At 71.2% G+C, this 20,213-nt stretch carries 22 protein-coding genes and 1 other RNA gene; 3 read left to right on the top strand and 20 right to left on the bottom strand.

Annotated features, from left to right (window positions below; all coding sequences use genetic code 11):
- Positions 1-132 precede the first annotated feature (132 nt).
- The 3 genes from OHL10_RS04670 to OHL10_RS04660 all read right to left on the bottom strand — a co-directional run bounded on the left by OHL10_RS04670 (position 133) and on the right by OHL10_RS04660 (position 3,789).
- Positions 133-1,458 (bottom strand): extracellular solute-binding protein, encoded by a 1,326-nt coding sequence (locus OHL10_RS04670; RefSeq protein ID WP_265520967.1) that lies wholly within the window; start codon positions 1,456-1,458, stop codon positions 133-135.
- Between the two features lie 201 nt (positions 1,459-1,659).
- Complete coding sequence (locus OHL10_RS04665; RefSeq protein WP_265520966.1) at positions 1,660-2,820, bottom strand: ROK family transcriptional regulator; 1,161 nt, start codon at positions 2,818-2,820, stop codon at positions 1,660-1,662.
- A gap of 99 nt (positions 2,821-2,919) precedes the next feature.
- Positions 2,920-3,789: a PfkB family carbohydrate kinase gene (locus tag OHL10_RS04660; protein WP_265521031.1), complete on the bottom strand. Its 870-nt coding sequence runs from the start codon at positions 3,787-3,789 to the stop codon at positions 2,920-2,922.
- Positions 3,790-3,907: 118 nt separating this feature from the next.
- On the opposite strand from OHL10_RS04660, the gene OHL10_RS04655 reads away from it, so the two are divergent.
- From OHL10_RS04655 to OHL10_RS04645, 3 genes are all read left to right on the top strand, one after another.
- The gene (locus tag OHL10_RS04655; protein WP_265520965.1) at positions 3,908-4,957 is read left to right on the top strand and encodes an LLM class flavin-dependent oxidoreductase; all 1,050 of its coding nucleotides are present in this window, start codon (positions 3,908-3,910) and stop codon (positions 4,955-4,957) included.
- 111 nt (positions 4,958-5,068) lie between these two features.
- Positions 5,069-6,076: a DUF4349 domain-containing protein gene (locus OHL10_RS04650; protein ID WP_265520964.1), complete on the top strand. Its 1,008-nt coding sequence runs from the start codon at positions 5,069-5,071 to the stop codon at positions 6,074-6,076.
- Between the two features lie 10 nt (positions 6,077-6,086).
- Positions 6,087-6,467 (top strand): hypothetical protein, encoded by a 381-nt coding sequence (locus tag OHL10_RS04645; protein ID WP_265520963.1) that lies wholly within the window; start codon positions 6,087-6,089, stop codon positions 6,465-6,467.
- 28 nt (positions 6,468-6,495) lie between these two features.
- Here OHL10_RS04645 and OHL10_RS04640 read toward each other — a convergent pair whose 3' ends face one another.
- From OHL10_RS04640 to OHL10_RS04560, 17 genes are all read right to left on the bottom strand, one after another.
- Entirely contained in the window at positions 6,496-6,720 is a 225-nt protein-coding gene (locus tag OHL10_RS04640) for a hypothetical protein (RefSeq protein WP_265520962.1), read from the bottom strand.
- A 360-nt stretch (positions 6,721-7,080) separates the two neighbouring features.
- Positions 7,081-7,449, bottom strand: a transfer-messenger RNA (tmRNA) gene (ssrA, locus tag OHL10_RS04635).
- Positions 7,450-7,545: 96 nt separating this feature from the next.
- Entirely contained in the window at positions 7,546-7,959 is a 414-nt protein-coding gene (locus OHL10_RS04630) for a hypothetical protein (protein ID WP_265520961.1), read from the bottom strand.
- A gap of 96 nt (positions 7,960-8,055) precedes the next feature.
- Positions 8,056-8,526, bottom strand: a complete 471-nt coding sequence (gene smpB, locus OHL10_RS04625; protein WP_265520960.1) for an SsrA-binding protein SmpB — start codon at positions 8,524-8,526, stop codon at positions 8,056-8,058.
- A 142-nt stretch (positions 8,527-8,668) separates the two neighbouring features.
- Positions 8,669-10,108, bottom strand: a complete 1,440-nt coding sequence (locus tag OHL10_RS04620) for a M23 family metallopeptidase (protein ID WP_265520959.1) — start codon at positions 10,106-10,108, stop codon at positions 8,669-8,671.
- Positions 10,109-10,125: 17 nt separating this feature from the next.
- On the bottom strand, positions 10,126-11,037 hold the full coding sequence (gene ftsX, locus OHL10_RS04615) for a permease-like cell division protein FtsX (protein WP_265520958.1): 912 nt from the start codon (positions 11,035-11,037) through the stop codon (positions 10,126-10,128).
- Between the two features lie 3 nt (positions 11,038-11,040).
- Entirely contained in the window at positions 11,041-11,859 is an 819-nt protein-coding gene (ftsE, locus tag OHL10_RS04610; RefSeq protein WP_265520957.1) for a cell division ATP-binding protein FtsE, read from the bottom strand.
- A gap of 163 nt (positions 11,860-12,022) precedes the next feature.
- The gene (gene prfB / locus OHL10_RS04605; protein WP_265520956.1) at positions 12,023-13,138 is read right to left on the bottom strand and encodes a peptide chain release factor 2; all 1,116 of its coding nucleotides are present in this window, start codon (positions 13,136-13,138) and stop codon (positions 12,023-12,025) included.
- Positions 13,139-13,229: 91 nt separating this feature from the next.
- A complete protein-coding gene (locus OHL10_RS04600; RefSeq protein ID WP_265520955.1) occupies positions 13,230-14,306 on the bottom strand; it encodes a hypothetical protein in 1,077 nt (358 codons plus the stop codon).
- Positions 14,307-14,399: 93 nt separating this feature from the next.
- Positions 14,400-15,014, bottom strand: coding sequence for a hypothetical protein (locus tag OHL10_RS04595; protein WP_265520954.1), 615 nt, complete (start codon positions 15,012-15,014; stop codon positions 14,400-14,402).
- Between the two features lie 170 nt (positions 15,015-15,184).
- Positions 15,185-15,775, bottom strand: a complete 591-nt coding sequence (locus OHL10_RS04590; protein WP_265520953.1) for a pilus assembly protein TadG-related protein — start codon at positions 15,773-15,775, stop codon at positions 15,185-15,187.
- Between the two features lie 20 nt (positions 15,776-15,795).
- On the bottom strand, positions 15,796-16,332 hold the full coding sequence (locus OHL10_RS04585; protein ID WP_265520952.1) for a pilus assembly protein: 537 nt from the start codon (positions 16,330-16,332) through the stop codon (positions 15,796-15,798).
- Positions 16,329-16,766 carry a TadE/TadG family type IV pilus assembly protein gene (locus OHL10_RS04580; RefSeq protein WP_322645518.1) on the bottom strand — a complete coding sequence of 146 codons (438 nt, stop codon included), beginning with the start codon at positions 16,764-16,766 and terminating at the stop codon, positions 16,329-16,331. Before OHL10_RS04580 ends, OHL10_RS04585 begins: the two co-directional genes overlap by 4 nt.
- Before the next feature lie 12 nt (positions 16,767-16,778).
- Complete coding sequence (locus tag OHL10_RS04575; protein ID WP_265520951.1) at positions 16,779-16,973, bottom strand: hypothetical protein; 195 nt, start codon at positions 16,971-16,973, stop codon at positions 16,779-16,781.
- 72 nt (positions 16,974-17,045) lie between these two features.
- The gene (locus tag OHL10_RS04570) at positions 17,046-17,978 is read right to left on the bottom strand and encodes a type II secretion system F family protein (RefSeq protein WP_265521029.1); all 933 of its coding nucleotides are present in this window, start codon (positions 17,976-17,978) and stop codon (positions 17,046-17,048) included.
- Positions 17,979-17,983: 5 nt separating this feature from the next.
- Positions 17,984-18,844: a type II secretion system F family protein gene (locus tag OHL10_RS04565; protein ID WP_265520950.1), complete on the bottom strand. Its 861-nt coding sequence runs from the start codon at positions 18,842-18,844 to the stop codon at positions 17,984-17,986.
- Position 18,845: 1 nt separating this feature from the next.
- Entirely contained in the window at positions 18,846-20,096 is a 1,251-nt protein-coding gene (locus OHL10_RS04560; RefSeq protein ID WP_265520949.1) for a TadA family conjugal transfer-associated ATPase, read from the bottom strand.
- Between the last annotated feature and the right edge of the window lie 117 nt (positions 20,097-20,213).

Here is a 20,213-nt window from a genome sequence, read left to right as displayed (position 1 = left end):
GCTCGGGGGTTGGGGGGGCCGGGGGTGGTTCGCCCCCCCCGGGGGGGGGGGGGGGGGGGGGGGGGCGGGGGGGGCCCCCCCCACGACCCGGTGCTCACCGAGGGGCCCTGCGGGGCCCAGCGGTGCGAGGGATCAGTTGTTGAGAAGCGGGTCGATCTTGGCGTCGTACTCGGCCGCCAGAGCGGTCACGTCGCCGCCCTCGGCGATCTTCTGGAACAGCTCCTCGAGGACCTTCGAGCCCTCGACGCCTGCCCAGCCCGGCGCGGCCGGGGTGAGCTTGGAGTCCGCGGCGGTCTCGATCATCGCCGTGGCGAACTTGTCGTCCCCGAGGGAGCCGACGTAGTCGCTGTTGGCCGGGCCGAGCCCGTTGGCGCCGAGCATGTTCTGGTACTCCTCGGAGAAGATGATCCGCAGGAGGTTCTCCGAGAGCTCGGGGTGCTGCGACTGCGCGGAGATCGCGATGTTCGAGCCACCGGCGAACACCGGGGCCAGGCCACCGTCGACGCCCGGCAGGGCGAAGATGTCGAACTTCGAGTCGTCCACCATGCCGTCACGGACCTCTTCGCCCTCGTCGTTCTCGACGAGGTCACCGATGGACCAGCGGGCCCAGCCCGGAGCCATGATCGTGGCCGCGGGAGCGGGCGAACCGTCGGTCCCGTCGTTGAGGAACTCCCAGTACGCGACGTCCTGCTCGGTGGCGGGGATGTTCGACGTCTCGGTGTAGAGCTCCTGGAACTGCTCGAGACCGGTGATCGTGTTCGGGTCGGAGAGCGTGGACGTCCAGACGCCGTCCTCCTCGACGGCGAGCTCGCCGCCGTTCGCGAAGACCCAGGAGATGCCGTTGCGCCAGTCCTGGCCGCCGAGGGCGAAGCCGGACTGCTCGTCGGTGCGCAGCTCCTTGGCGGCCTCGGTGAACTCGCCCAACGTCGTCGGGACCTCGACGCCTGCCTCGGACCAGACGTCGGAACGGTAGAACATGTACCGCGAGCCGAAGTAGTACGGCAGCGCGAACTTCTGGTCCCCGACCGAGCCGACCTCGACGAACGAGGGCAGCAGGTTGTCGCCACCGAGCTCCTCGTAGAGGGGCGTGAGGTCGCGGAAGGCGCCGATCGTGGTGAAGGTCGGCGACTGCGTGTTGCCGATCTCGACGACGTCCGGCGTGTTGTTCGCGTCGGGCAGCGCGGTCGTCAGCGCGGTGACCAGGTCGGGCCACTCCTGCTGCTCGATCGTCAGCGTCGAGCCCGGGTTCTCCTCGGCGAACGTGTCGACGAGGTAGGTGCGCAGCTCGTCCGGGGTGTCACCGCCGGCGACCCAGAGCGTGATGTCGCCGGACTCGGCGGTGGTGTCGCCGTCCGTCGTCGGGTCGTCACCGGGGCTGTCGGTGCCGCACGCGGTGAGTGCGAGCGCGAGCGTGATCGTCGACGCCACGGAGGTGGCGACGATGCGGTTCCTCTTCACTGGGGTACGTCCTCTCGGTCATGCTGTGGCGGCGTCGGGGACGCCGCCCGAGGTGTGCGGGAAGGTCCTGCTGGTGGAGCGACGTCCTGCTGGGATGCCGGACGGCGGGGACGTGGTTCTGGGGAGTCCCCTGGTCGCGGTGGTGCGCTGGGGACCTGCGACCGTCCGCGACCAGGACGGGCAGGGGTCGAGCACCCGGGGCTAGGAGACCCCGAGCTGTCCGGAGAGCACGAGGACGGCGGCCCCTGCGAGGACGACGTCTTCGTCGAGCGAGGCCATCCGCAGCTCGAGCTCGGCGCTGATCGCCGGCATCGTGCGCTGACGGACGGTCTCGAGCGCCTGCTCCCGCAGAGGTCCGTCGAGCAGGTCCGCAGGACCGCTGAGAAGGACCTCGGCGAGGTTGAGGGCGCTCACGACCGGCGCGAGGGCGACGCCCAAGAGCCGGCCGACCGACGCGAGTGCCGCGTCGGTGGCATCAGGGTCGAGCCCATCGACCGCTCTGCGCAGCGCGGGCTCGGACAGGATCGTCTCGAGGCAGCCGCTGCGCCCGCAGGCGCACGGCTCGCCACCGTCGACCACGGTCACGTGACCGAGCTCTCCGGCCGCGTCACTGTGACCGCGCACCCGGGCGCCGTCGAGCATGATGCCCGCGCCGACCCCCTCCCCGACCGTGAGGACGAGGAGCCCGTCGCCGGACGCGCCGCCGAACGTGAACTCGCCGAGCGCTGCGATGTTGGCGTCGTTCGCGACGTGCACGGGCAGGGCGAGGCTCTCGGAGAGCTCTTCGGCAAGTCCCAGGTCGAACCAGCGGCGGTTCGGCGCCTCGATGACCCGGCCGGCCGCGTCGATCACACCGGGCGATCCGATGCCGACGCCGAGCACGGGCTGGGTGGCAGCGGCGATGAGGCGGCGGGCGAAGCGGGTGAGCAGATCGACGAGCTCGGTGCCGGTGCGCCCGTCGATCGCGAGGCTCTCCCGGACGACGAGGTCGCCGGTGAGCGACAGGACGGCTCCCCGCATGACGGCGGCGTCGGTGAGGTCGACGGAGACGATCTGGTAGGCGCTCGTGCGCATCCCGACGAGGATGGCGGGCTTGCCGACGCGCTGGCCCGGACGGATCCCGAGCTCCTCGACCAGGCCCTCCGCGATGAGGACCGCGACGAGGTCGGAGATGGTGACCCGCGTGAGCGACGTGGCGCGTGCGAGGTCGGCACGGGACGTGGGCCCGGCGTGGAAGAGGTGCTGCAGGACGAGGGCACGGTTGTGCGCCCGCGCGTGCTCGGGCAGCACCTTGGAGGTCGGCCTGAGCCCTGCGCTCAGCCCTTTTCTCGTGGTCCCGTTCCGGGTGACTGCCGTTGTCATGTTAGTTAGTAGACCTCCTTTACTAAGCGCGTGTCAACCGTCTCGGGAGGTCGTGTCCGCACCGTGACCTTTCGGCCCCAGGGTGCCGATCCCGGCGGGTCAGGGATAGCGCAGGAGCGCTGCGGTGCTCGTCCAGCCGCGAGCGCCGGTGAACCCGACCGAGTGCGACGCCACCCGCGCGGCCGCCTCGAGCGCGGGCAGCGGGCGCGCCCCGCGAGCGAGCGCCGCGGCGAACGCACCGTGCAGCACGTCCCCTGCCCCGAGCGTGTCCACGACCCGTTCGGCCCGCGGCACCGGCACGACGGACAGCTCGCCTGCGACGAGCACCTCCAGGGGAGCCTCGCCGTGCGACTGTGCCACGAACGCAGGCCCGAGCGCTTGGACGGCGGCGAGCGTCCCGTCGTCGGGCACCCCCGGCAGGCGGAAGTCGTCGGAGAGCACGACGGCGTCGCACAGCGCGAGGAGCTCGGCGGTCCCGGGCTTGTAGGACCCGCCGTCGAGGACGACGACGTCCCCCCGCTCGCGCGCCCGGCGCGCCGTGGCCAGGGCGAGGGACGGCAGGTGCCCGTCGAGCAGGAGCACGCCGCCGGGCTCGGCGGGAAGGAGCGCGTCGACGTCGACGTCGAGGTCCGGCACCGCACCGGCGTTCGTGCTCACCACGGCCCGCTCGCCGGTCGCACCCGTCACGAGCACGGTCGAGACGGCCGGCCGCGCACCGTCGGGACGGGCGGCCTCGACGAGGTCGACACCCGCCGTCGCGAGCTCGCCCCGGACGACGTCGGCCAGCGACCCGTTCCCGACGACCGTGACGAGGCGCGCGGGAACCCCCAGCGCGACCGCGGTGGCGGCGGCGTTGGCGGCGGGCCCCCCGAACGTCGCCTCGACGGACCGGGAGACCACCTTCTCGTTCGCCGCCGGCAGCCGGTCGAGGGTCTGGACGACGTCGAGGGTCACGAGTCCGCAGCACACGAGCACGGCTCCATCATGGCGCACGCTGCGTGCCGCGTGCGGACCGCCTCGGCGATCACGGAGCGGTCGGCGGAGTCGCGGGAGGGAATACCCGACCCCTCGATGCGTTTGCATCAACATGCGACTCGGCTTCTACACCTTCGGTGACAACGCCCCCGACCCCCTGACCGGCGAGCAGACCGCGGTCTCGACGCGCCTGCGGGACGTGCTCGAACGGATCCGGCTCGCCGACGAGGTCGGCCTCGACTACGCGGGCATCGGCGAGCACCACCGGCCGGACTACGCCATCTCCTCCCCCGCGACCGTCATCGCGGCCGCGCTCGCCCAGACCGAGCGGATCACGGTCGGCAGCGCCGTCACCGTGCTCTCCACCGAGGACCCTGTCCGGGTCTACCAGCAGTTCGCCACCATGGACCAGATCTCCGGTGGTCGGGTCGAGCTCCTCGCCGGACGGGGCTCGTTCATCGAGTCCTACCCGCTCTTCGGGGCCGACCTCGAGGACTACGACGCGCTGTTCGACGAGAAGATCATGCTGCTGCGGCAGATCGACCAGGGGAACCCCGTGACCTGGTCGGGCCGCTTCCGCGCCCCGCTCACGGGCGCCGAGATCCTCCCGCGCCCGTTCGACAAGCCCGGCCGCGGCGAGCGGCTGGACATCGCGATCGCCACGGGCGGCAACCCGCAGTCCTCCGTGCGCGCCGGCGTGCTCGGCATGCCCGTCAACTACGCGATCATCGGCGGACGCCCGGCCCAGTTCGCCCCGCTGGTCGACCTCTACCGGCGGGCCGCGGACGAGTCCGGTCACGACGGCGCCGCACTCGAGGTCTCGGTGTCGACCATGGGGTTCGTCGGCGACGACTCGCGCGGCGCCCGCGACTTCTACTACCCGTACTACCTGCAGAACATGAAGAAGATCTCGGCCGAGCGTGGCTTCCCCCTGCCGAACCGCCTCTCCTACGACGCCACCGCCGCCCCCGGCGGTGCGTACTTCATCGGGGAGCCCGAGGAGGTCGCCGACAAGATCATCACCCTGCACGGCGCACTGGGCCACGACCGCCACATCCTGCAGATGGACCTGTCGGGCGTCCCCCAACGTGAGTCGCTCCGGGCGATCGAGCTCCTCGGTACGCAGGTCGCGCCCCGCGTCCGCGAGGCTCTGGCCGACTGAAGGTCCGCCCCACCGAGCGCAGGTACCGGGTCGATCACGGCCAGTTCACAAGACGGTCACGATCGCCCGATCGACCCCATCTTCGGGTGAAGTGCCCCCTACGCTCGCAGCATGGCGATCACACCTCGCAGGCCTGGCCTGCTCGCAGCACTCCTCCTCTCCGCGGCACTGGTCACGGGGTGCACGGCGAGCGGTGGGGACGCAGGCGACGCGTGGGTCAGCTCCGACCAGGGGGCGGGGAGCGACTCGGCCGAGGAAGGCGTCGCCTCCGACGAGAGCGCGGCCCGCCAGAGCACCGTGGACGACGAGCTCGCCGCGCGCGAGGTCATCACCACCGGGTCGGCGACCGTCGTGGCCGACGACGCGGCCGGCGCGGTCGGCGCGATCCAGGCGCTCGTCGACTCCGCCGGGGGCTACCTCGAGGCGCGCCACGAGTCGGCCGCGACCGACGACCGTCCGGGATGGGCGAACGTGACGGCCCGGATCCCCGCCGACCGGATGACGGCGACGATCGACGGGCTCGACGGCGTCGGCACGGTCCAGGACATCGACCTCGACTCCGTCGACGTGACCGGCACGGTCCGGGACCTCGACGCTCGGATCGACGCGCTGCGGGCGTCGGTCACCCGCCTCACGACGCTCATGGCCGAGGCCGGCTCGACCGCCGAGCTGCTCGCCGCGGAGCAGGAGCTCACGACCCGCCAGTCGGACCTGGAGTCGCTGGAGTCGCAGCGCGCCGGGCTCGCGGAGCAGGTCGCCATGTCCACGCTGCACATCGAGGTCACCGAGGTGGCCGAGACCCCCCAGCTCGCGCCGGGCGGGTTCCTCGGCGGCCTGACCTCGGGATGGAACGCGCTGCTGGCCACCCTCAACGGGCTGGTGGTCGTCGTCGGTGTGCTGCTGCCGTGGATCGTGCCGGCCGGGGTCATCGCCCTCCTCGTGCGGTGGGTCGTGCGACGTGTCCGGCGCCCCGCACCGGACGCGTCCGCCGGCGGCGGAGCCGGCGGCACCGGGGACGGCGACGGCCCGGGCGACCCGGGTAGCGGCGGCACCGGCACCGACGCAGGCCCCGTACCCGGCTCGGACCGGCTCGTCGGGGCCGGGTCCCCCGAGCGCTGACGTGCCGGCCGTGCCCGACCTCGAGCCGTACCGCGCGCGGGTCGCGCGGCTCTGGCCCACCGGCGCCGCCACGGTTCCGCGCCCTGCGGGCACGACGGAGACCGAGCCGACGAGCGTCGGCTACCTCGTCACCCGGGTCTGCACCCACTGGGAGACCGTCGGACCGCACGCGTTCCCCCACCACGTCAACCCGCAAGAACGACTGGAGTGGCGCATCGAGCGCGACCGCCACCGGGACGTCTTCTGGGACGACGGCGACGCCGAGCGCGACATCACCCGACTGCTCGCGACCTGGGACTCCGGGCACATCACGATCGACGGCGTGACCCTGCGGCTCGAGTGGCTGGAGGGCGACGACGCCGCCCGGGCGTGGGCCGAGCGGGGCTGGTGACGCACGCGGCGTGCACGTCACTCCGCGGTCAGGACCCCCACCGGTCGTCCTCGTCGCTGCCCGCGGTGAGGTCGGCGCCGCACTCGGCGCGCGCGGCAGCTGTGGACCGTCCGCCTGCTCGTACGCCGGTGGGCACGCGCCCCTGCCCAGGCAGGGGCTGGACGAACGGCGTGACGACACGCCCGCCGGTGGGGCGGGTGGAGCTCAGGCCCGTGCGGGTCTGCTCGGTGACCGCGGCGATGTTCCCCGCCACCGCGCCTGCCGGGAAGTCAGCGTCGGGCGCCGTGGTCTCGTTGGCCGCCTGCTCGAACGCGGGCGGGATCGAGGTGGCGAGCTCGTCGCCCCAGTCGATGACCCCGTCCGGTGGCAGCCCGGCGCCCTCTCAGCGCTCGCGCAACGCGCGCCCAGCTGGATCTCGTTGGCGATGGCCCTCATGGTGGTCATCGTTCCGTGACAGCATCGATTGTCACGGAACCGTGACCCCGCCCCGACGCGGGGGCGCCGCCCAGGACCGGGCCGCGCCGTCGGCCGGTGCAGCGCCTCCGGGGCTGAGGGACGACACACGAATGCCCTACCCCAGCAGGGCTGAAGTAGGGCACCCGTGCAACTTCACTGGTGGAGGTGCGGGGAATCGAACCCCGGTCCGGTGACGCAAAAGGAGGACTTCTCCGGGCGCAGTCTGCTGTTGATTTTCTCGGCCCCAGCACTCACGCAGACAAGGTGCTGACGGGCTCAGTCATCTAAGAGTCCCTACGCCGCCGATGACGAACGTCGTAAGCAGTGGCTCTCTCGCTGACGCCAGGATCCGGGTCGAGAGCGAGCCCGGGCTGACGGACTTCGAAGACTCGCTCAGGCGGCGAGTGCGAAGTCGGTGCGCTTGTTATCGGCACCTATTGGTTTGCAGACATCGTTAACGAGATAAGTCTGCATCCTCGGCCCGCTTCTCCTCGAAACACGACCACCGTCGAAACCGATCACCCCCTGTGCAGTTGTCAACCACAGACCCCGACGCTCTCGCGCTGCGGCCTGCAGGTCCAGACTACGTCATCAACACCACGAGGGGCGACGGTATTTCCGGCTACTTCTTGCGGCTCAGCGCGTCCACGAGCAGACCGCCGGCGATCCCGAGGAGGAACACGTCCTTGGCCAGTCCCGTGCCGGCCTCCGTGGGACGGACGCCGTCCTCGCGCGTCATGCCCGGCGTGTTGAGGTACATGCCGACCAGACCGCCCGAGAACGCGCCGAGGCCGAGCGCGACCAGACCGGTCGGGACGAACGGGGCGACGAGCGCCGCGCCGAGGGCGATCTCCGCCGTCGACAGCGACTTCGCGAACTGCTGCGGCTCGACGTCCTCGAGGAACGAATAGGTGCCGGCGGCCAGCCCGTGCATGCCGCGGGCCGCCTCCTCGTCCGCGCCGCGCTTGGTCAGGCCGGAGTTGAGGATGTAGGCCCCGGCGGCGAGCCGGGGGATGTACTGACGGAGCTTGACCACGTGGCCTCCTCGATCGCGGATGAGTTCCTGTCGACCGTACGGCTCCGGGCGTCGCCTCGCACGGTGCGCCACCGCCCCGAGGCCTACCTGTGGTGGCTACCGGTGCTGGCGCTGGCGCATGGCGCGCTGCGCCTCGCGGTTGTCCTGCTGCTCGCGGAGGGTCTGGCGCTTGTCGTACTCCCGCTTGCCGCGGGCGAGCGCGATCTCGACCTTCGCGCGACCGTCGAGGAAGTACAGCGCGAGCGGGATGATCGTGTGGCCCTTCTCGCGCGTCTTGATCTCCAGGCGGTGGATCTCGTCGCGGTGCAGCAGGAGCTTGCGGCGCCTGCGCGGCGCGTGGTTGTTCCACGTCCCCTCGGTGTACTCGGGGATGTGGACGTTCTCGAGCCACGCCTCGCCGCCGTCGATGCCGACGTAGCCGTCGACCAGCGACGCCCGCCCGGCCCGCAGCGCCTTGACCTCCGTGCCGCTGAGCACGATCCCGGCCTCGAACACGTCCTCGATCACGTAGTCATGGCGTGCCTTGCGGTTGCTGGCGACGATCTTGCGGCCAGTGTCCTTCGCCATGCTCACTCATCCGATCTGCTCGTGTCCTGCGACGTCACGCTCGGGGCGCGACGTCCCAGGCTACGCGACCGGCGGTGCGGACGGCAGCGATTAACGGCCACCGCCCACCCGCTGCTCGCCGCCTGCCGCCGACCGGAGCGCGTCAGAGGCGGGACATCGGGTTGACCGTGCTGCCGTTGATGTACACCTCGAAGTGCAGGTGGCACGCGCTCGAGGTCCCGGTGTTGCCCGAGTACCCGACGACGTCGCCCTTGCGCACCGACTGCCCGGCCGACACCGCGAAGCGGGACAGGTGGTTGTAGCTCGTCATCACGCTGTCACCGCCCGAGTAGCCGTGGTTGACGAGGACCTGGTTGCCCAGGCCGCCGTAGCTCCGGGCGAACTGGACCGTGCCGTCGGCCGACGCCATGATCGGCGTCCCGCAGTAGGCCCGGAAGTCCGTGCCGGCGTGCAGGCGCCAGATGCCGAGCACGGGGTGCAGCCGGTTGCCGTAGTGGGACGTCACGTGCGGGACCGCCGTCGGGTACGACAGGAACCGTCCGGTGCTGGAGCCACCACCACCGCCCCCGCCACCGCCACCGCCGGAGCCGCCCGAGCTCGATCCCCCGCCGCCGCCGCCGGAGCCGCCGCCGGAGTTCTGCTGCGCGGCCTCCTGACGCTTGCGCTCCTCCTCGGCCCGGCGCTGACGCTCCGCCTCGGCCTTGCGGTCACGTTCTTCCTGCTCGGCGATGATCTGCTGGAGCTCGGCGGCGAGGGACTGCTGCGACCGCTCGTTCTCGGCGACCTGCTCGATCGCCGCCTCCTTGCGGGCCTCGATGGTCTCCTTGGTGCGCCGCTGCCGGTCGATGAGCTCCTCGACCTCGACCTTGCGGTCCGCCGCGGCCTTGCGTGCGGTCTCCGCGTCGACCACGTTCTGGTCAGCCTCGTCCTTGAGGTCCGCGATCTTCTCTCGCACCGCCTCCAGCCGCGCCTCGCGGTTGCGGGCGATCGACTCGGCCTCCTGCAGCTCCGTGAGCGTCCGCGACTGGCTGCGCGCCGCCGTGGAGGAGATCGCGTACTCCTCGATGAACTCCTCGGTGCTCTCGACACCCGTGACGATGCCCAGGCTGGAGACTTCGCCCTGGCCCCGGTAGGCCATCCGCGCCATCTCCGCGATGGTCGACTTCGCCTCCGAAACCTCGGCCGCCCCCTGCTGGATCTCGCGGCTGATCGCCGCTTCCTCGCCGAGCGCGTCCTCGAGACGCTGCGCGAGCAGCGCAGCCTCGCGCTGGGTCCGTTCCAGCTCGGCCTCCGCGGCCTCCAGCTCGGCCTGCGCCACCGGGAGCCGCGCCTCGATCTCCTGCAGGTCGAGCACGGCCTGCGCAAGCTCGGCGTCCGTGTCCTCGAGCTCGGACTGGAGCTGCTCGCGATTCTCGAGGATCTCCGACTGCCGCTGCTCGGCCGCTTCCCGGCGGTCGTCGATGTCGTCCGCGTTCGCGGAGCCGACCACCGACCCGAGCACGAGCGCGGCGGCCGCGAACGTCGCGACGGACCGTCGGCCGAGCCGCATCGCCATGGAGGGACTCGTGCGGGAAGAACTCATCGAGGCATTCACACCTTTCACACCCTCGTGTACCGGTTGAGCGTCACGAACGAGGATATGGCAGCCAGGAGAAATGCGATCGCGATGAGGACGGGCGCCAGACGCAGCACGTCCCCGCCCGAGACGTAGGCGACCCAGCTCAGCGACTCCGACAACCAGTCCGTGACCAGGTACTTCACCCCCAGCCACAGGCCCCCGATCGCCAAGAGCGCACCGATCACCGCCGCGATCGCCCCCTCGAGCAGGAACGGCAGCTGGATGAACAGGTTGGACGCGCCCACCAGGCGCATGATGCCGGTCTCCCGTCGACGGCTGAACGCCGAGAGCCGGATCGTCGTCGTGATGAGCAGGACCGCGGCCAGGAGCATCACCCCCGCCAGCCCGGCCGAGAGCAGGGACGCGCGGTTGAGCATGAGGAACAACGAGTCGAAGATCCTGCGCTGGTCCTCCACGAGCTCGACGCCGGGCCGACCGGTCAGGACGTCGTTGACGATCTCGTAGTGCTCCGGGTTGGCGAGCTTGAGCCGGAACGAGGCCTGCATGTCGTCGACCGTCAGCGGCGTGCCCAGGTAGCCGTCAGGGTAGCGCTCCGAGAAGACCTCGAACGCGTCCTCCTTGGACTCGAAGAACACCTGCTCGACCTCGTCTCCGAGCTCGGTGTCGAGCACCCCCTCGATCGAGGCCATCTGCTCCGGCGTGGCCTCTCCCACCGCACACGTGGGCGAGGGCGAGTCGACCGGGCAGAGGAAGACCGAGACCTCGACCTTGTCGTACCACTCGTCCTTGAGCATGCCGATCTGCGTCTGCAGCAGACCTGCGGCGCCGACGAAGGTCAGCGACACGAACGTCACGAGGATGACCGAGATCGTCATGGACAGGTTGCGACGCAGCCCCGTGAGGAGCTCGCCGAGGATGAACTGTGCCCGCATCGTCTACCGCTCCTGGGTCCCGGCCGAGACCTCGGCCTGCGCAGAGGGCGGGTCGAGGACGACGGGCGACGTGCCGTCGTCGGGCTCGTGGCCCGGCGCCGCGACCGCAGGTGCGGCCGGTGCCGGCCGGACGGTGCCCTGCGCGCCGTAGCCGCCGCGGGACTGGTCACGGACGAGCTCACCCGTGGAGAGCTCGATGACGCGCTTGCGCATCTGGTTGACGATCTCCTCGTCGTGCGTCGCCATGACGACGGTGGTACCGGTGCGGTTGATGCGGTCCAGGAGCCGCATGATCCCCAGCGACGTCGTGGGGTCGAGGTTTCCCGTCGGCTCGTCCGCGAGCAGGATCGGTGGGCGGTTGACGAAGGCTCGCGCGATCGCGACGCGCTGCTGCTCTCCGCCCGAGAGCTCGTGCGGCCGCCGCTTCTCCTTGCCGCCGAGGCCGACCATCTCCAGGACCTCGGGGACGGTGATCGCGATGGTGTGCCGCGGCTTGCCGATGACCTGCAGGGCGAAGGCGACGTTCTCGAAGACCGTCTTGTTGGGCAGCAGGCGGAAGTCCTGGAAGACGACGCCGATCTGCCGGCGCAGGCTCGGCACCTTCCAGCTCGACAGGCTGGACAGGTCTCGGCCGGCCACGAAGACCTTGCCGCGCGTCGGCCGCTCCTCGCGCAGGATGAGGTGCAGGCACGTCGACTTGCCGGAGCCCGAGGCGCCGACGAGGAAGACGAACTCGCCGCGCTCGATCTCCACGGACACGTCGTCCAGCGCCGGCCGCGCACCGCGTGCATAGACCTTCGTGACGTTCTCGAATCGGATCACAGCCGTTGACCAGTTTCTGGGTGGGGGGTGCGAAGACGTTTCGCTGGTCGCCCCCGAGAGTAGGCACGCCACCGGCGGCCGATCCCGCAGACACGCCGCGCGACGACCTGCCGTTGCCCGGAGCATCCGTCGTCGAGGCGGGCGCCCGGCGCCCACGGACAGGTCAGGCGGTGCGGTCCGCGCCCCGGCGCCAGCGGATGCCGGCCTCGATGAAGCCGTCGATGTCGCCGTCGAACACACCCGAGGTGTTGCCGACCTCGTGCTCGGTGCGCAGGTCCTTGACCATCTGGTACGGGTGCAGGACGTAGGAGCGCATCTGGTCGCCCCAGCTCGCCTTGATGTCGCCCGCCATCTCCTTGCGGGCCGCGCTCTCCTCGGCCTGGCGCTGCAGCAGCAGGCGGGACTGCAGGACACGCAGCGCGGCGGCACGGTTCTGGATCTGCGACTTCTCGTTCTGCATCGACACGACGATCCCCGTGGGGATGTGCGTCATGCGCACGGCGGAGTCCGTGGTGTTGACGGACTGCCCGCCCGGGCCCGACGAGCGGAACACGTCGACCTTGATCTCCGACTCGGGGATCTCGATCGAGTCGGTCTGCTCGATGAGCGGGATGACCTCGACCGCGGCGAACGACGTCTGGCGGCGGCCCTGGTTGTCGAAGGGTGAGATCCGCACGAGGCGGTGCGTACCCGCCTCGACCGAGAGGTGGCCGAACGCGTAGGGCGCCTTGACCTCGAAGGTGGCGGACTTGAGCCCGGCCTCCTCGGCGTACGACGTGTCCAGGACGGCCGTGGGGTAGCCGTGGCGCTCCGCCCAGCGCAGGTACATGCGCATGAGCATCTCGGCGAAGTCCGCGGCGTCCACACCACCGGCACCCGCGCGGATGGTCACGACGGCCTCACGGGCGTCGTACTCCCCCGCCAGCAGCGTGCGGACCTCGAGCACACCGAGGTCCTTGCGGATGTCCTCGAGCTCGGACTGCGCCTCGGCGAGCGTGTCGGCGTCGCCGCCGTCCTCGGTGGCCATCTCGACGAGCGTCTCGAGGTCGTCGATGCGCCCGCCCATGCTCGTGATGCGCTCGAGCTCGCCCTGCGCCTGGGAGAGCTCGGTCGTGACCTTCTGCGCGGCGTCCGTGTCGTCCCACAGGTCGGGCGCGGAGGCCTGCTCCGACAGCTCGGCGATCCGGGTCGCCAGCGCCTCGGGGTCGCTCACCGCGCTGATGGTCTCGAGCGTGGAGCGCAGGGTGCGGATCTCGTGCGGGAAGTCGATGGTGGCCACGAGGTTCAAGGTTACGCGACCGGCGAGGCGGGTGGGCCGCACGTCCGGGCAGGGCTGCCCGACGGCGCGCGATCCCCCCGGTTGGTGGGCCTCAGTCGGCGCGGGGCGTGGGGGCAGGCGCGCCGGTCTCGGGCGTGAGCGCCGCCTGGCGGCCCTCGTCGCGGGCCCGGTCGAGCATCTGCTGCAGGCGTGCACGCTTGCGGCGCCGCTCGTCGCGGACACCGAGCACCAGCACGACGACGATCGCGACCAGCAGGAGCTGCGGCCACGGGATCGCCCAGGTGACGACCTGCTGGGTGACCGGCGCCGGGGTGGTCTCGAGCTCGTCCTCACCGACCGGGACGGGGGTGAGGGTGACGTCGGTCGTGACACGGCCGAGCGGCCACACGTCGGTGATCTCCGTGGTGACGGCGTAGCTGCCGCCCGGGAGCACCTCCTCGACCGGGGTGGCGGTCGAGGTGCGGGGCGCGAGACCGAACGGGCCGGTCGCGGTCGCCTCGCTCTGCGCGCCGAGGCGGATGTTCCCGTCGTTGCTCACGTCGTAGGAGACGCGCAGGTCCCCGGGGGCGAAGGGGTTCCAGGACGGAGAGTAGGAGGCACGCGGCTGAGGCACCGCGAGCACGGCGGAGACCTCGCCCGTGACGCGCATCATCACGCGGAAGCCGACGCGGCTCTCGACGCCGACGCTGTCGCTGGTGCTCGTGACCGACGCCGCGACGCCGGCGGGGTGGTCACCAGGCGTGACCTGCTCGGGGACCACGATCGTGAAGGGCACGACGACAGTCTCCCCCGCACCGACGACGACCTCGTCCTGCAGGTCGATCCAGGTACCGCCGTCCACCGACGGCTCGGACGACGGCAGCATGTTGAAGCGGCCCTTGTCGGTGAGGTAGCCGTCGGCGGCCTGGAGGGCGAACGTCGACTCGACGTCACCGAGGTTGCGCACGGCGAGGTGCTCGGTGACCCGGTCGCCGGGGTCGAGCGTGAGCTCGAGCCAGCGACGCCCGTCAGGTCCGTCGGCATCGGCGGGGACGACGGACCACGTGACCGAACCCGCAGGTTCTGTCTCGTCGTCGGTCGCGGCGTGCGCCGAGCCCGGGGCGAGGGCGAGCAGTGCGGCGATCGCGGTGACCACGAGCGCGCGAGGGCGAGATGAAGCAGTGATCACCGGTGATCCTTCGATGCGTTCGGGTGAGGGCTGCTGGGCCGCGAGGTGCTCGCAGAGCAGCCCTCACCCGGCCTGAACCGTCGTGCCTCGAGGTTACTCGAAGAGCGAGAGGGTCAGGGTCGAGCTGTACGAACCGCCAGCGACGTCGGCAGGGGTCCGCAGGAAAAGGTCGGCGTTGACCGAGAACTCGCCACCGGCAACCTCACCGGAGTCGAACGTCGAGATCAGGAGCTCCTGGTCGACGAGACCGACGTTGTTGCCGGGCTGGGTCGCTTCGTCGAGGACGGTGACGACCTCTTCACCTTCCGAGACCAGGCCGTCCTCGTCACCCTCGAGGAGGTTCGGCGTCCAGCCGAGGTGCTCCGCGCCGATGACGTCATCGCCCGACGTGAAGTCGGACGCGCTACCCAGGACGGCCCATGCGGCTCCGTCCGGGATCTCCTCGGCGGTACGCGTGTCCGTGACGGTCACCTCGGGAAGGGTTCCGGTGAACTGGCGCACCTCCTCGTCCGAGCCGTTCTCCGTGAGGGTCACGGCGTTGCTGGCGACCGAGAACGCGAGAACTCCCGGCTCCACGGTCGACTCGATCTCGACCGAGATGTCGATGTCCTCGTCGGCGATCGCTGATGACGAGAGAGCGACGGTCCCGATCAGAACCGCGCCGAGGGCACCCCCGGCGATCCACTGCTTCCTTGCGCGTGTCTTCATGTAAATCTCCGTCGTAGGAGTTGCTGGACGGGTTCACCATAGCGGCGAACTCGTTGTTTCGACAGAGTCCGTCAAAAGTGCCCTCTCCACCTTGAGAAAGTTGACGCCTATGTGAGCGCTAACGTAGTCACAAACCGTTCATCCCCAGTCATGATCGGGGATGGGTGGTGCTACCACGCTCGCGCGCTGGACTCCGCACGAACGATGATGCCATCACTCCAGAGCTCCGTCACGCGACTGACGAGGGTCGGCCGCGTCCGGGCAGCCAACGAGACGGTCGCGGTCCGGCCGTCGGGGGTCGACGCCGAGACGACCGTGACGTCCCGCAGGCTCCCGACCGCACCCGGGTTCGCGGCCAGGTACGCACCGACCTCGGCGCGGATCTCCGCGTCTGCGAGGGACAGGACCGCGCCCTCGGTCGGCTCGGGCAGACCCTCGACGTAGAACGACTCCTGCGTCATCGAGTCCGCCGCGGCGAGGGCGAGCGCATCGGCGAGGTTGTACAGGCGCTTGCGGTCCAGGTGCATCCCGGTCGCTGAGACGACAACCGTGATGAGCAGCAGCGCGAAGGCGACGAACGCGCTCGTCATGAGCATGATCTGCCCGCGCTCGCCGTCGCCGGGTCGCGTTCCGTCGCCGGTTCCTTCGCCATGGAGTCGTCCACGGAGTCGACCGCGCAGGCGCTGCAGCAGGCCCGTTCGCACGGGTCCGAGCTCGCCGTTCCGGTGGATTCTTTTCACCCGCTCCAGCTCCGTCGTCAACCTGTTCGTTTCTGTCTGCTTTATGGCCGGCGCGCGGCGTACTGGTCGACGGACGCGACATACGTCGCCTCGAGAGGGATCGCGAGCGGCACGGCTCCCTGGACGAACGCGGGGACCCACGGGAGGTCGACCGCATAGCTGACCTGTACCGCGACCTCACCGCCGGGTTCGAGGCAGGGGTCGAGCGAGCAGGCGAGCGAGAGCGCGCTCGAGCCGTCGGCGCTGTCGAAGCCCTGGTCCTCGAGCGCGAGCGCGACCGCCGTCCCGGCCCGCGCGGTGCCCTCCGCGGAGGTCTCCGCGGTGACGAACGCCCGGCCGGCCTCCCGCGAGGCCCCTTCGACGGCGAACGTCGCGGCCTGGATGCGCCCGAGCAGGACCACGAGGTACATCAGCGGGATGAGGAGGATGAGCGCGACGCCGAGGAACTCGACGACCGCGTTCCCGCGGTCGCCCGTGGCGGTCGCGCCCTCCGTCCGCGTGCGGTCGGCGACGAGCCGTGCCCGCCCGGCGGCGACGACACTGCGGAGGCGGTCGGTGGCGCGTCGGACCGCGTTCATGCGGTCTCGTCCAGCGCGTGGCCCTCGACCGTGATGACGCCGGCCGGTCCCAGCAGGCCGACGACCGGCAGCGGTGCGCTCACCGTGACCTCGACGACGGGCAGCCCGGCGTAGGTGGTGCGCCGCGCCGAGACGTCCTGCGCGTAGCGGCTCGAGAGCGAGCCGGCGATGAGCTGCTCGGTCCGCACGACTCCGTCCGCCGGAGTCCGGTCCGCCCGTGCGGCGACCCGAGCACCCTCGGCGGCGGAGTCGATGAGCATCGCCCGGACGTGCACGGCGAGAGCGACCTGGACGACTCCGAGGAACAGGACCAGGACGAGGACCGAGACCAGGACGAAGTCCACGACCGCCGAGCCCTCGTCACCGGCGCGCCCCGACGCCGGCCCGCCCTCCGCCGGTCGGCCGCTCCCCGGATCACGACCCTCGCTGCGCACGCCCACCGGTCGTCAGGGCCCGCCGACGCTGCTGATCGCCTCGCTGAAGGCGTTCGTCAGCGCGGGACCCGCGACCGCCCACAGCGCGATCACGAGACCAGCCGTCATCAGCGTCACGAGAACCCAGCCGGGGACGTCGCCCCGGTCCGTACCGCCCTGGCGAAGCCGTCCGGCGACCTTGCTCGTCCACGTCCTGACACCATCCATCGATCCGGTTCCTCTCGTTCGTGCCGTGATGAAGTCCGGCGCCGTCGCGCGCCGGCAAGCAGTCGTGCACAGTCAGAAGCCGATCCGCAGGGTCGCGATGGACGGGAACACGGCGAAGACGACGGTCACCGGGAGGATGAGGAACACCACCGGGACCATCATGATCACCTCCTTGCGGCCGCCCGCCTCCATGAGCGCGCGACGCCCGGACTCCCGGACGTCCTGCGCCTGAGCACGCAGGACCTCGGCGAGGGGCGTCCCCCGTTCGACGGCGACGGAGACCCCTTCGGCGAAGCGGGCGAGGCTCGGCAACGACGTCCGGTCGGCGAGCCCTTCGAGTGCCCGAGTGAGCGGGACACCAGCACGGACGGAGGCGAGCATGGTGGCCAGCTCGCCGGAGAGCTCACCCTTGGCCGTCGTCGAGACCCGTTCGAGCGCCGAGACCGGACCCTCCCCCGCGGCGACCGAGAGCGCGAGGAGCTCGGCGATGGTGGGGAACTCGGCCATGATCCGTTCCTCCCGCCTGCTGATCGCACGGGAGAGCATCTGGTCGCAGGCCAGCACGCCGCCGATACCGCACATCAGAGCGAGCAGCACGAGGGCGACGACCGAGGACCCACGGGTCGCGGCGAGCACGAGGGCGAGGGCGACACCGCCAGCCAGGCCGAGCACGCCCCAGACGATCTGCCGTGCCCGGAACTGATCGACGCTCTCCGCGCGCCCGGCGCGGTCCAGCCGTCGGCGCAGCTCGGTCCGGGACGAGCCCAGCCGCTCGAGTGTCCGGCCGACGTCGGCAACCCACGGTGCGACGAGGCGCTCGAGCGTGGGGAACGGCGTATGCACCGGTACATCACGGAGCAGCGCGGACGTACGGTCCTGCACACGGAGGTACGGCCCTACCCGCTCGTCGAGACGGATACGGCGTGCCCGGAGCCGCGAGACGACCAGCAACAGGCCGACCGCACCGAAGGCACCGATCCCGGCCCCGAGCCACGACACCTCCAGCCCGCTCACCGCAGCACCCGCACTTCTTCGGGGAGGCGACCGATCCGGAGCATCAGCTGGTAGGCGAACGCCGAGCACGCCGCACCACCCAGGAGGACCATCGCACCCGAGACGGTGTTGTAGGCCGTCGCCGTCTCCGGGCGAGTCGCGAGGAACGCCAGCACCACCCAGGGTCCGGCGACCGCGAGCCGCGCGCCGTTGACCGTCCAGGACTGACGCGCCTCGAGCTCTCCTCTGGTGCGGGCGTCCTCCCGCAGGAAGGTCGACAGGGTACGCAGCAGGCGGCCGAGGTCCGTCCCCCCGACGTCGCGCGTCATGCGCAGCGCCTCGACGATCCGATCGGCCACCGGGTCGGCGAGCCGCACCTTGAGCGCGTCCAGGCACTCCACGAAGCGCCCGGATGCACGGTAGTCCTGCGCGAACCGCTGGAACGGCTCGCGCAGCTCGACCGGACCCCGGTCACCGAGCTGGCCGACCGCTTCCGGGAGGGAGAGTCCGGCCCGCACACCGGAGGCGAGGTGGTCGACCACCTCGGGCCACACCTCGCGCAGGGAGGCCCTCCGGCGCCGGGCACGAGAACGCACGAGGACACCGGGGACCGACGCGGCGATGAGCGCGAAGCATGCGGCGATGGTGACCGAGCGGGTCAGCGCAGTCCCGACGAGGAGGACCACTGCTCCGATCCCGATGCTCGTCCCCGCCAGCGCCGCCGGGGTGACCGTCGGGGCGCCGGCCTGCACCAGGAGGTCCTGCGTCCGCCCCGCCCATCCGTCGGCGCGACGTGCCGGCCGAGCCACCGGCTCCCAGAACGACCACCAGACGCAGAAGAGGCCCGCGCCGAGGAGAAGCCCGACGACGACACCCACCTCAGTAGACCTCCGCGTGCCGCACGTCGCGCAGGAGAGCCGGCAGGTCGATCCCGGCGCGCGCGAACCGGTCCGCCGCGGGCGGGTAGCCCTCGCCCCGCACGAGGTGCTGTCCTCGACGGACGAAGATCTCTGAGGTCTCGACCACGCCCTCCTCGACCCGCCCGGGAACACCGAGGACCTCCCGCACCTGCCGTGTGCCGTCGGCGCTCACGCCGAGATGCACGACGAGGTCCACCGCGGACGCGACGGTCGGGACGACGAACCGGTCGGACACGTTCTCACCGGCCAGCAAGGGCAGGGTGCACATCTTCGCGAGGGCCTCCCGGGCGGAGTTGGCGTGGAGGGTGCACATGCCGGGGACGCCAGCGTTCAGAGCGATGAGGAGGTCGAAGCTCTCCGCCTCCCTCACCTCGCCGATCACGATCCGGTTCGGTCGCATCCGCAGCGCCTCCTTGACGAGCCGGCGCAGCGGGATCTCACCGGTTCCCTCGAGGCTGGGCTGACGGCACTGCATCGAGACGATGTCCCGGACCGCGAACCGCAGCTCGAAGACCTCCTCGCAGGTGATGACGCGCTCGGTCGCGGGGATCGAACCCGACAGCGCGTTGAGCATCGTCGTCTTGCCGGCCTGGGTCGCACCGGCCACGAGAACGTTCAGACCTGCCCGCACCGCCGCGTCCAGGAATGCCGCCGCCTGGGGGGTCAACGAGCCGAGCCGCACCATGTCGTCGAGGTGGGACGCTCGCACGACGTGCTTGCGGACGTTGACCGCGAAATGCTCGCGGGTGACGTCGGGGATGACCACGTGCAGTCGCTCACCTCCGGGCAGCGCGGCGTCGACGAACGGGCTGGAGAGGTCGAGTCGCCGACCTGAGGAGCGCAGCATCTGCTCCACGAGGTCGCGGACCTGCGTGTTGGTGAGGATCGTCGTGGTGAGCTCGGGCTCCCCGCCACGGGCGATGAACACCTGGGTCGGCGAGTTGATCCAGATCTCCTCGACGGCGGGGTCGTCGAGGTACTGCTGGAGCGGGCCGAGCCCGGCGACGGCGTCAACGACCGTGCGGGCCGCGGCGTGCGCGTCGGCGAGCGGGGGGACGACGCCGAGCGCCGTCCTCGTGTCGTAGTCGGCGAGGGCGTCACGGACGAGCTGGTCGATGCCCGCGCGGTCACGGGCAGGGTCGAGACCGCGACGGCGGATGAGCTCGCGCACCTCGGTCTCGAGGATCGCGACCCCGCTCGTGTCTGCCACGCGTCTGCCCCCTGATCAGCTCACCCTGCACCGCACCTGCACCGCGCCGTCGCCCTCGTCGGGGCGGTCCGTGCCGGTTCGGTCTGGCCAGGACTTTAGGGCATCCGTGAAGGTCGG

The sequence above is a fragment of the Oerskovia flava genome (assembly GCF_026163685.1).
Taxonomy (GTDB): domain Bacteria; phylum Actinomycetota; class Actinomycetes; order Actinomycetales; family Cellulomonadaceae; genus Oerskovia_A; species Oerskovia_A flava.
This window is presented reverse-complemented; position numbering and strand designations above follow the sequence as displayed.